Origin of the sequence: Candidatus Fokinia solitaria, assembly GCF_003072485.1 — a bacterium.
Lineage (GTDB): Bacteria > Pseudomonadota > Alphaproteobacteria > Rickettsiales > Midichloriaceae > Fokinia > Fokinia solitaria.
Genome location: NZ_CP025989.1, coordinates 687494 through 699408, shown reverse-complemented (window position 1 = coordinate 699408; position 11915 = coordinate 687494). Strand labels below are relative to the sequence as shown.

Sequence of the window (11915 nt, the reverse complement as noted above, 5' to 3'; positions counted from 1 at the left end):
TGAATCTATCATCTGTATTCAGTCTATCTGTTCAAAAAATGTATGTTCTTGGAAGATCTGCTTGTTATGTCGTTTTTCAAAATTTTCATGTATTTCTTGCGCCATTAAGCACTTACGTGCTGTAGGTCTAGCAAGTAATCTCATAATTCCTATCGGTTCGCCAGTTTCTTCACAAAAGCCATATTTTTTATCTTCTATTAAACGTAATGTGCTGTCTATGCGTTCAATTAATTTCCGTAATCTTTCTGTTTCTCTCACTTTTATATGTATATTCGCTTCTTCGACAGCACCGTCCATTTCTTCGCTTTTGCTGATTGCGCACTTAGCTAAATATTCTTTAGCATTTTCCAGTGCACGTAATAATCTTCCTCTCCAGTTAGATATTGCACTCTTAAAAAATTGTAGATGCTTTTCCGACATATATTCCTCATCTGGAGATGGAATATAATCATCAATCGCATCTTTTGCCACGTCAAATTCGCTCAAAAGTTCGAACGCTTTATGAGTGCCATTAGTATTCTTAGGATGAAGTATGTTCATAGAAGATGTATTCATAAGTACGAGTACCACACTACATGGTAAGTGTAACCATTCTATAAAAGATTGCGCAATAGCGATATATAAATTAACTAAAAAGTATTTTCGATTATGAAGTACGCATAAAAAGTCTTGAAGTATGTTATGTATGATGCAGTAGAATAAATAGTATTTAATTATAGATGTAATATATATTATAATATCATGAATTTTTCTTTTTATGATTATTAGCATATTCATCGGTAACTGTCCTTGCTCTTGCTATCTTGTTATTTTTTCCTTTTGAAGAACTATCATCACTTTTGCCCGGAGAACTCTTGCTTAGAGAGGATTTTCTATTACTTTTACTTTGCATACTTCCGCTATCTCTATGAATTACCATATCTTCTGCAGAATCTGCATTTTCGTGAAATACATTATGTTCTCTATCCGCAAATTCTCCACTTTCTTCGCTACTGCTACCTTCTCCATCTCTGTTCACATGTGATTGTTTTCTATTTTTGGTATTTTCGAATTGCTCTCGCAGCTTATTAAGTTTTTCCTCTACACTGAGATTTTCATTATCGTGCTGAAGATTGCCAAGTCTTGTATTTCTACGTTTCGAAGTATGCGCCTCCATATCATCATCGAAGAGAGAGCTATCAGCATTTTCTAGATTATGAGAATATGAATGAGATTCGCGATCATCTTCTGAGAGTACCCTATTATCTCCCGGTAGTAAGTGCGATTCTTGCGCATGATGCGACTGAGATTCGTGATCATCTTCTGAGAGTGCTCTATTATCTCCTGGCGGTAAGTGCGATTCTTGCCCGTGATGCGGATGCTGATGCTGATGCGAAGCAGACGATGAGTCTGAACGTTTCTTTTTTTGCGCACGAGATTGTTGTGCTTCGTGCTCTTTTTGAGTATCTGCTTCTGCGGAATCGCCTGAAAGTCCATCTCGTGAAATTTTTGATTGATCGCCTTTTCCTCTTAATTTCGTAATAAGTGCTTTTAGAGGAGAGAAGAGTATCGATAAAGGAGTTGCAATTGTTTTATCTCCAGCATATGCGAGTATTTTGTATGTACCGCTCCTCACCTTACTTTTAATCTTACTCTCAAAAAGTTTTTCCGTGCGTCCACTCATCATCTTTTCTATATCAGTTGTAACACTGGATAGACTATCTATTATTCCACCTAATTTATTGAATAATTCATAAAATAGAGCAGCTGTTACGATAGTGTACATATATACGTCAAATTTTAGCGCTTCCTTTGCTTCTGCATAAGGAGTAGGCATAAAGAATCTGACTAGCGCTAATACTGGAATATCGATGATAGAACGCCAGCAAACTGTATAATTATAGAGAGATTGGAACGATGTATCGAGCATTGTTATCATCAAGGCAGAGCATAGCGCTACTAGTATTAGTGTGATTGCTACCACTGTGAGCTGTTTGAAAAGCGTTGTTAAAAAATCCTCTAATGTAGGAATCACACTGAGTAGCATGAATAGAGGAAATACCATTTTTACGAGATAGAATCTTATCATTGCCTCCAAAGAGTATATGACCGCCTTAAATATAGAAAGCGTCAATACCATTGTTAAAGCATATAACAGCAGTATGTAGTAAAACTTCAAACTGAATAAAATGCCCCAAATTTTAGCATTGATTGGCGTAGAATATAAAATATTAAGAACTGCATCATACACTGCTATATACCATAATTTACTCATTACAGTTTCTGCTGCTGTTGAAAGAGTAGGAATTTCTCCAGTAGTGGCGTTGAATAGTACCGACATTAAGATGATATCAGACATTGCGCTTCCTAACATCCAAAACGGATCTATCAAATATGCTTCCACAATGAAAAGACCATAAGGAGTAAATAATAAACTCATGGTGCATAATTTGATCATTCTCATTACCATATCGTGAGTTTTTACTTCTAGTGCGCCAACTGCGAATGCGATGCCATACCACATGATGTAAAAAGTAAGTATAATTATGAAGATAGGCTGTAGCGCCTGCATCACATATGTAGCGATTATCTTACTGCTATTGCTAAGAATGGTGTCAAATGCTTGGACTGCACGAAATAAGAATCCTACTTGAAATACTCCAGTATCAAAAGTAACTGTGTAAGAGCCGTAGTTATCGCCGTAATAACTGTCTACAATCTTCAAATATATTCTTCCTGCAGGTACGCTTATTTCTTCACATTGTAGTGTACTTGGAAGCATTGGACACTTTACTGCACTTTTGATTGCAAATTGCGATACTTCGTTTGTAGAAGAAGTAACGTAGTCGTTCATATGCCATGTTGGCACAAGATATTCTCCATTCATTGGTGCAGAAGCAGATAAGATGTCTGCATTTGGATCAAGTGCATTTGACGTAAGTTGTGCTACGTTATCATTTGAATTAATAGCTTGCTGCGCTGAGTAATTTGCTGAGAATGAACCGTTTGAATCATCCGTTATAAGCATATATAGTCCTATACCATTTGATAAAATGCATGGATAAGTGGTACTTGTAAATACCACGTTTTGCCCCGTATGCTGTATGCCAGGTGTGCCCTGTACAAGACATATTGTTGTTACTTCATTGCTGCCAAATCCCGTGCTATTGCTAACATTACAGTCTACCAAGTTACATGGAGTAGCAGCACTGCCAAGCGGTCCCCATGAACCACGTATAGTGCCAGTGATAGCAAATGTGCCTGCAGTTGTGCCTCCTATTGATATCAAGCCTGTGTCTATCCATGGAGCGACTTGCTGTGTTTGCGGCACAGAAGAGATCAGTTCTTGAGGATTAGAATATATTGTAACGGTATTGCTTGCGTTTACATCATCTGCTGCGTAGCACTGTCCTTGATGGCGAGCGCTGGTAGTGCTTGGTAAGAATGATAGTACAACTAATATTATGCCAGTGATGCAGCGGATACTTTTGAAGTTTGACAAACGAATGCAGCATCATGAAGCATAAGATAATCATATATATATATTCTATAAATCTCAAGATTATATTAATTTTCAGAAGATCGATGTACTTCTTGCAGATTCATGATGAAGGGGCTTTTACTAACTTGATCAAATGTAATACGATATACGGAAAGTGTTATTACGATTATGATAAGAGATACTACTACGCCATGCATGAGTGTGAAAATTGGTATATGCGGAGCACCGAATGCAGGTAAATCAACACTTTTAAATGCCATCATAGGACAAAAACTTGCTATAGCTACGCATAAGCCACAAACTACAAGAGATAATGTAGTAGGAATGGTAAAGCATAGAGATATTGCTATGCTATTTGCTGATATGCCTGGCGTTTTTGAAGCATCTAAATATCAGTTACGCGAGTATTTACTTACGCAAGCAGTGCAAGCACTTTCTTGGTGTAATGTGATGATGATTATGATTTCAGCAGAACGTATACGTAATGAGACAGCTGCAGTTTACTCTATTCTTGAAAAAGAGTTAATCGATATTGTTTCCTTAATGGAAAAGCTTCCACATATTGTTTCTACGAAAAAGAAATTTACCGATTTTTCCAAAAAGCAAAAGTTACTACTATTATCAAAGTACGATCTGATACCGTATGAAATGCGTGATATGGTGGCTAAGTGTCTAGAAGAATTGTCGGAGAAGTATAATATGAAGTGCATAATGAATTCAGTAACATCAAGTTGTTATGACGATGTATTAGATATTTGTGCTTCTTATAGTACTCCGACTTACCGTTGCTTTGATGAATTAGCATATACGAATGTATCTGAGAAGGTTCTTGCGGAAGAAATTACGAGAGAACAGATATATTTTTTAGTGCATCAAGAGGTGCCTTATTCATGCATGGTAGAAACTGTAGTATGGAGAGAATTTGAAGATTGTGGAATACAAATATCTCAAAATATTATCACTACGAGAGAGTCTCATAAAATGATTCTTATAGGAAGAGGAGGCAAGATGATAAAGTCTTTGAGGGAGAGAGTTACAAGACAGATAGAAGCTACTTTAGATAAAAGAGTTGAGTTACAGCTACACGTAAAAGTAAGGAGCGATTGGATGCGATGCGCGAAACCTAAGGATAATTTAAAAGATTTTTGAAATATTTATTTCTTCTGTGACTCATCAATAACAGTGCCGTCCGTAAGGTATTGCGCACCTACTGTGACTATATTCAATGTATCTTCATATAGTATTCCGATATAATCGTCTTTCTCAAATACTACCTTCACTACAAGCGACTGCACTTTATTGTTCTGTACTGATTTTAAAATAAAATTACCTGAAGCATCTATAGAAAGCGCTGATTTTGGTACTAAGATACAATTATCAAAAACAAGATTGAAAGTGACTGTTGCGTCAATATTATTCATCAAATTGTTTCTGCTATCACTTACAGCGATCTCAACGAGAAATGCTTTTGTGTCTTTTGCCGCTACTTTACTGATAAAAGTAATGATACCGTTTAAAGAGACACTTTCGCCTTTTCCGTTTACTACGGATATAGTTGCTGGAGTATTATAAGTAATTTGACTTACTTCTGTTTGAGAAAGGTATACTTTTGTTTTAAACGCACCTATTTTATAGAATTCTCCAACTACTCTATTGCCATTTGTACCATATCCTATCATATCGTCCTTTGCTACGCTTATAAAATCTACGAAGCCATCAAATGGCGCTTTTACAACTGTATCGTCTAGTGCTTTTTCTGCATCTTTCAACTCAGCTGTAGCAAGTTCTAATTTTTCAGTTGCATCTGTCATCTCAAACTTCGATGCACTGCCTTTATTGTATAAATTGGATATCGAATCATATATAAGCTGTGCTTTCGCTAATGCTGCATTTGCCTTAGTTAGCCTTTCCTTAGCACTTCCGTCTTCTACCTTTAGTATGCTACCTCCTTTCTTTAAATAAGTGCCAGACTGTACGAACACCTTTAGTACCTTTCCACCAGTTACAGCAGTGAGTAGAATTTTATCGCTTGCTTCCAGTATACCAAATGCTTTCAAGGTAGAAGCGTGCTTGCCTGGAGTGAATGTTTCTACCTTATAGTAGTTGTGCTCATCTTGTTGAGGCATTTCACCATGCTTTGAGGTGAATACACCAGAGAGCATCCACAGAACTAATATCGAAAGTACTACCACAACTACGTAATACTTATTGCGGAGAAAGTGCAATCCGTTAAATGTCATAAAATAACATCAATCATAAGATCGGTATATAGCAGACGAAAACAAAAAACACCAATCAGATCTTTTATTTCGCTGTTTTAAGCAAATAATGAGACATACTGTGATCGTACTAACGTAATCGGTATTGCGTATGACGAATTTTGCACTATATTTTTTCTACATAATAGTAACTTACACAATGTTCGATCTTAAAAAGAGAAAAAGTCTTTTAACATGGTGCCTCATCGTAGGTATGTTAGTAGCACTCTACGGTATTTTTGTTGATAGCGTAGTGAGTGTAAAAAAAGTAGGTTTTTCGGATTTCATGGAGCTTCTGAATAAAAATCACTTAAAAACTGTAACGATTCGCGGAAGCATAGTAGAAGCAAATGATAGTTCTGGTACTACGATCAGTACTTTAGTGCCTGAGCTGTATATAAGTATGGCGTTAGTTAATACTCTTCTCGAGAAAGGCGTAAAGGTGCTATTCACTCCGCTAGAAACTCCTTTAGGAGGATTTTTAGGTGTGCTTTTATCGTGGGTGCCAGGGTTATTGTTGCTTGGAATGTGGAGCTATTATATGAGAACGATGCAAGGAGGAGGGAAGGTTATGAGCTTCTCGAAATCTCGCGCGCAGCTTGTTACTGACGGGCATAAAGTCACGTTTGCAGATGTTGCTGGTGTAGACGAAGCGAAAGCAGAATTAGAAGAGATTGTGCTATTTCTGAAGAACGCTGAAAAATTTAAGGCATTAGGTGCAAGAATACCAAGAGGATGTTTATTGGTAGGGCCTCCAGGTACAGGAAAAACACTTCTAGCTAAAGCTATTGCAGGTGAGGCTTCGGTACCGTTCTTCAATGTCTCCGGCTCTGATTTCGTGGAAATGTTTGTCGGTATTGGTGCGGGTAGAGTGCGTGACATGTTTAAACAAGCTAAGGAAAAAGCACCTTGCCTTCTCTTTATAGACGAGATAGATGCAGTAGGAAGAAAAAGAGGTAGCGGACACGGTGGCGGAAATGATGAGAGAGAGCAGACGCTTAATCAGTTGTTGGTGGAAATGGATGGCTTCGGTAATGTGCCTTCAGCACCAACTGTGATAGTTTTAGCCGCAACAAACAGACCTGATGTGCTAGATCAAGCGCTTTTACGTCCAGGAAGATTTGACAGACAAGTAGTAGTTAGTGCGCCTGATATTAGAGGAAGAGAGCAGATATTGAAAATACATATGCAAAACGTTCCTATTGCGGGCGATGTAGACATAAAGGCGATAGCGAGAAGTACTCCGGGATTTACTGGCGCAGACCTTAGCAACTTGATCAATGAAGCGATACTTTACACTGTAAGGTGCGGTAAAAATAAAGTGGAAATGTATTGTATAGAGTACGCACGTGACAAAGTGATGATGGGGCCAGAAAGAAAATCTATAGGAATGACTGAGCATGAAAGACGTGTAACAGCATATCATGAAGCTGGACATAGTGTTGTAGCTTTGCATTCTCCTGCATCTGATGCTTTGTATAAAGTCACTATAATGCCACGCGGATATTCATTAGGCGCAACTGCGAGATTACCTGAGCATGATAAGTACTTAGAGACGAAGGAAAAGATGCTCGCTGATATAGCAGTTGGTATGGGCGGTAGAGAAGCTGAGAGATTGATCTTTGGAGAAGAGCAGATTACGACAGGCGCAAGTGGAGATATTGTTATGGTAACGAAGATTGCTAAAAGAATGGTAATAGATTTTGGTATGAGTGAAAGAATAGGGCATGTAAAAGTACAGGAACAAGAATCATACTATCGTAATTGTTCGGAAGAGATATCAAAAATTGCAGATGAAGAGGTAAAAGCTATTATAGAAGGTGCGAGAATGGTGGCACAAAGAATTCTTAGAGAACATAAAGATGAACTTGAATTGATAGCAAATGCACTACTGAAGTACGAAACTCTTACTGTAGAAGAAGTGAAGATGATAGTAAAAGGTGAGAAAATTAGAAATAATGACGAGTCTTAAGCTGGTATACACGTCGTGAGGATGTCATGATTAGCGATGCCATTTAAGAAAGAGGATTGTTTAGTTTTCGAAGTACCATTATGGAGAATCCAGCTTAAAGCGATGCAAGGAAGGATTATGAGTAAAGGAGAGAGTTGGTAGAAAGGATTCTGAACGGCATTTATAGAGAAGTATAAGCCAGAAGAGAGAAATAATAGTAAGAAGAGTATAAGAGGTAGAAGAGAAAAGAACATTGTTCTATAAATGGAGTATGAGAGGGAAAACAGGAGCTAAGAAGAAGTAAGATGGAAAGCTTCCAAATACGTGCTGCTGTACTTGGAAGCGAGGACGAACTAAGATATAACGCTATCTGTATGAAGTATGGAGGAATCGATGCCGCCATTGTGATGAACTACACCGTCGTATGTAGTGTATAACATATCATTGGTAGAGAGGGTAAATACATCGGCATTGTTGTAATGATCATCTGTGACAAAAAACTCTCTAGGAGTTAACTCTGATGTTCCTGGACAACAATGAGGAGAAGTACACATAGGAGCGACCATTATTTCCTTTTTTCTATCACCTTCGAATATAGAAGGATTGAAGTCTCCTACTTTCATAGGTTTACAGAAGTGTATCTTATGTATAACGTCCTTAAATGCATTATAAAACTTCTTTGAACTGTGAGTGAATAACACATTTGGATTATTAGGAGAGGTATAAGTCCTGTAATCTGTTCTCGTACCTCCTTTCATCACAACATCTTTATCTTCTAATCTAGCAGGAGCAAACGGTGCAATACTGTATAGATCGTGTAATTTCATGCTGATCTTATAAGCATCCTCCATGAGAGGAGAATGATACTGTTTTCGAAGTGCAGCAGCTCCTCCTACATCTCCTTTTAATTCCATTTGCCACGCTTGAGCTGCTATTACACTTGCTTGAAGAAGCTTTTCCGATGCTTCTTTCCACACAATTGCTCTTCTATCGTTTTCAGTGATTATAAACTTTGGCAATTCCTGCTCTTGTACATGTTTCAGCTGATCACGGTTTCTCTCTTCTCTTATTACCCATTGCTCATACTCTCTCTCATTCTTTTGTTTTTCCATTTCCAGAATAGAATCTAACTCTCCTAGTAATTTCTTCTGTTTTATCTGATTCACTAGTAATTCATATTGAAGCGATTTCTCGCTTAGCTTTTTTCGAATGAACATCATCTTATCGTCGTAATCTTTTACCTCTGGATATGCTTTGATCTCCTCCTGCCTTCTAATAATAGTTTTTTTCTTGCTTTCTTCTGAGATCTGCAGCTTCTCCATTTTCTTCTTCTGCTCCTCACTTAATCCTTCCCATCTTTCTCTCCTCTTCTCTTCCTCTACTATTCTCTCCTTACCTACTTGTACTACCTTCTCTTCTTCCTTCTTACCTTCTTGCACTACCTTCTCTTCTTCCTTCACCACTTCTTGCACTACCTTCTCTTCTTCCTTCGCCACTTCTTGCACTACCTTCTCTTCTTCCTTCGCCACTTCTTGCACTACCTTCTCTTCTTCCTTCGCCACTTCTTGCACTACCTTTGCCACTTTATCATCTCCTTTCTCCCTCTTATTCTCTAAATTCTGCAGCTCATCCTCCTCGCATACTCTCTTAAAGTACTCTTCCACTTCATTCACGCATCCTACTTCTGCTTTGCCGAGACTACGCATGCTATTTCCTATTAATGATACTATACTTGTACCAATTACTCCTATAAAGAGATTACCTATAAATGACAGCATGTTCGCATTGATGCCATCATTGCCTCTTCCGATATTTTCTCTATTTCTATTCAATGCCATAGCTTTTTCACGTATTGTTTCTATCATTTGTGCATGCCTTTCCTTCTTGTAAGAGAGATAAAACGAAATGATAAATAACGACTATATTATCACTACTACACCAATGCTGTATAGAAGGAGAGTCTTTTTTCTTTTCTAATTTCTGACGTAGTATTCATAAACTAGACATTCATGAGTCGTAGATTACAGAAAGATACGGTATCATAAATGAATTGTACGATTATATACACCGAGTGCAGCTTCATGTATAGTTTCTGATATTGTAGGATGCGGAAATATTGTTGAAAGTATTTCATTAACTGTCCCTTCTGACGCTTTTAGTACGCCGAAGCAGCATATCATTTCGCTTACATTTTCTCCTATCATATGCGCGCCGAGCACTTCTCCAGTATCGACATTTGTAATAATTTTTACTAAGCCATTTGTAGTATGAGTTGCTACAGCTTTTCCATTTCCAATAAAAGGAAACTTACTTACAGCAATTTTGCAATTCAATTGTTTAGCTGCTTCTTCTGTATATCCGATACTTGCGACTTGTGGAGTGGTGTATATGCATGCTGGAATAGCATTATAATCTAAGTCATGTGAATTTATATTACATATTGCTTCTACGCAAATAATTCCTTCATGGCTTGCTTTGTGAGCAAGCATGTACGGTTTATCGTTTATATCGCCTATTGCATAAACATTATCTACATTTGTGCACATTTTATTGTTCACGATGATTTTACCGTTGTCAGATAAGAGAATACCTAAATTCTCTAATCCTATACCTTTAGTATTTGGTACAACTCCAGCTGCAGAAATAACATTATCAAAGAAAGCTTCTTCTGACTTTTTATTAGTAGTGATTGTAACGCATGCTTTTTCGTTTTTTACTTCAAATTTATCGATAGTAGCAGAAGTCTTGATACATATTCCAAGTTCTTCCATTGCTTTATGCATGAGCGCGGAAATGTCGTGATCTTCTGTTTGCATTATTCGTGGCATTTTCTCAGCAATCGTGACTTTCGTCCCTAAAACGCTGTAGAAATTTGCAAATTCCATGCCTATAGCGCCACTCCCTATAACGAGTAATGATTGTGGTAATGTTTTAGGTGTCATTGCTTCTTTGTACGACCATACTATTTTACCGTCTATAGGTACATTTGGAAGCTGACGTACCGATGCACCAGTGGCGATTATGATATTCTTTGCTTTAACGTTATACTCCTTATTATCATTTCCTAATATATGCAATTCATGCTTTGTTTTAATAGTAGCATGTCCAAAAATTACCTCTACATTGTTCTTTTTCAGTAAAGTACCGACTCCTCTGTTTAATTGAGTGGATGCATCTCTTGATTGCTGAACGATTTTCTGTAAATCGAATGAAATATCTTTCGCTATTATACCAGAAAAATGTGCCTTTTTGAGATGGTAAAGAGTTTCAGATGATTTTAAGAGTGCTTTTGTAGGGATGCATCCCCAGTTTAGACATATACCTCCTAGTGCTTCTTTTTCCACAATCAGCACTCGCATCTTGAGTTGCGCAGCTCTTATTGCGGCAACATATCCGCCCGGACCACTACCGATGATTACTATATCATACTCTTTCATAACATAATCATAAAAATATATTTAATACGATGGCGATGCAGTTTTTATTTTTACCGCATGCACTTCGTTACCGACATACTCTCCTATCGTGCAATATACCATCTTATGTTGCTCGAGAAGTGTTTTTCCGACGAACTCAGCAGTCTGAATTGATATATGATAATGCATCTCATCGCATGCAATTTCCTGTATCGAAAGGACTGCGTCCGGAAATCTTTGCAGCAATGCTTCAGTCATGCGTTTTTTCATAGATAAAAGGAATAAGTGTTAGTAATTCCAAGGAAAATACTCTACATCAACAAGCCGATTCTTGCAACCATAGCTAGTATGCATCATGCGCGCTACGGTGCCAGTAAGATTCGGTGTATTAGGTAACTCTTTGGAATTGCAATGCGCAATGTAAGTTTCTACGTTGTCATCAGTCGCTGGTGTGCGGCCTGAATCATTCAGAAATACTTTATCGTATTTGTGATGTAATGTCTCATCCTTATGTGCGGATGATGATTGTCTATGGTATAGCCAGTTGAAATTGCTGTTATCGATAGAAGTAGATTCATTGCGAAAATAATCTCCCCAAAAATTAGAGTACACCACCCATCTCCTGGAAGATGATGAAGCTAAGAAGTATTTCGAGAATTTCCTTGATGTATAGTACTTATTACCGTATTTATCTTGCGAAACAAAAGAAGCGAAGAGCCTTGTAAAAGTATTATGAAATATGTTCATAAAATACCGTATCACTCATTTACCAAGTAGATGATAGCAGTCTTTAAATAATTTGAAAATAC

Annotated in this window: 10 protein-coding genes; 2 read left to right on the top strand and 8 right to left on the bottom strand. The window is 37.5% G+C overall.

The window, feature by feature from the left end:
* Nucleotides 1–18 precede the first annotated feature (18 nt).
* Nucleotides 19–555, bottom strand: coding sequence for a TraR/DksA family transcriptional regulator (locus Fsol_RS03145; protein WP_158521640.1), 537 nt, complete (start codon nt 553–555; stop codon nt 19–21).
* Nucleotides 556–739: 184 nt separating this feature from the next.
* Nucleotides 740–3481 (bottom strand): TrbL/VirB6 family protein, encoded by a 2742-nt coding sequence (locus Fsol_RS03140; protein WP_108673432.1) that lies wholly within the window; start codon nt 3479–3481, stop codon nt 740–742.
* A gap of 168 nt (nt 3482–3649) precedes the next feature.
* Here Fsol_RS03140 and era point away from each other — a divergent pair, with 168 nt between their 5' ends.
* Entirely contained in the window at nt 3650–4630 is a 981-nt protein-coding gene (gene era / locus Fsol_RS03135; RefSeq protein WP_108673431.1) for a GTPase Era, read from the top strand.
* 5 nt (nt 4631–4635) lie between these two features.
* Here the strand turns inward: era and Fsol_RS03130 are convergent, their stop codons facing one another.
* Complete coding sequence (locus tag Fsol_RS03130) at nt 4636–5643, bottom strand: efflux RND transporter periplasmic adaptor subunit (protein ID WP_158521639.1); 1008 nt, start codon at nt 5641–5643, stop codon at nt 4636–4638.
* A gap of 256 nt (nt 5644–5899) precedes the next feature.
* Here Fsol_RS03130 and ftsH point away from each other — a divergent pair, with 256 nt between their 5' ends.
* Nucleotides 5900–7711, top strand: coding sequence for an ATP-dependent zinc metalloprotease FtsH (gene ftsH / locus Fsol_RS03125; protein WP_158521638.1), 1812 nt, complete (start codon nt 5900–5902; stop codon nt 7709–7711).
* On the opposite strand, the gene Fsol_RS03740 is transcribed toward ftsH, so the two are convergent.
* The 5 genes from Fsol_RS03740 to Fsol_RS03105 all read right to left on the bottom strand — a co-directional run bounded on the left by Fsol_RS03740 (nt 7708) and on the right by Fsol_RS03105 (nt 11853).
* Nucleotides 7708–7944: a hypothetical protein gene (locus Fsol_RS03740; protein ID WP_145958133.1), complete on the bottom strand. Its 237-nt coding sequence runs from the start codon at nt 7942–7944 to the stop codon at nt 7708–7710. The two genes, ftsH and Fsol_RS03740, sit on opposite strands and share 4 nt — an antisense overlap.
* A 99-nt stretch (nt 7945–8043) precedes the next feature.
* Complete coding sequence (locus Fsol_RS03120; RefSeq protein ID WP_108673428.1) at nt 8044–9555, bottom strand: hypothetical protein; 1512 nt, start codon at nt 9553–9555, stop codon at nt 8044–8046.
* A 174-nt stretch (nt 9556–9729) separates the two neighbouring features.
* The gene (lpdA, locus tag Fsol_RS03115) at nt 9730–11127 is read right to left on the bottom strand and encodes a dihydrolipoyl dehydrogenase (RefSeq protein WP_108673427.1); all 1398 of its coding nucleotides are present in this window, start codon (nt 11125–11127) and stop codon (nt 9730–9732) included.
* Nucleotides 11128–11148: 21 nt separating this feature from the next.
* The gene (locus tag Fsol_RS03110) at nt 11149–11376 is read right to left on the bottom strand and encodes a BolA/IbaG family iron-sulfur metabolism protein (protein ID WP_108673426.1); all 228 of its coding nucleotides are present in this window, start codon (nt 11374–11376) and stop codon (nt 11149–11151) included.
* An 18-nt stretch (nt 11377–11394) separates the two neighbouring features.
* On the bottom strand, nt 11395–11853 hold the full coding sequence (locus tag Fsol_RS03105) for an NADH-ubiquinone oxidoreductase subunit NDUFA12 family protein (protein WP_108673425.1): 459 nt from the start codon (nt 11851–11853) through the stop codon (nt 11395–11397).
* Nucleotides 11854–11915: the final 62 nt, after the last annotated feature.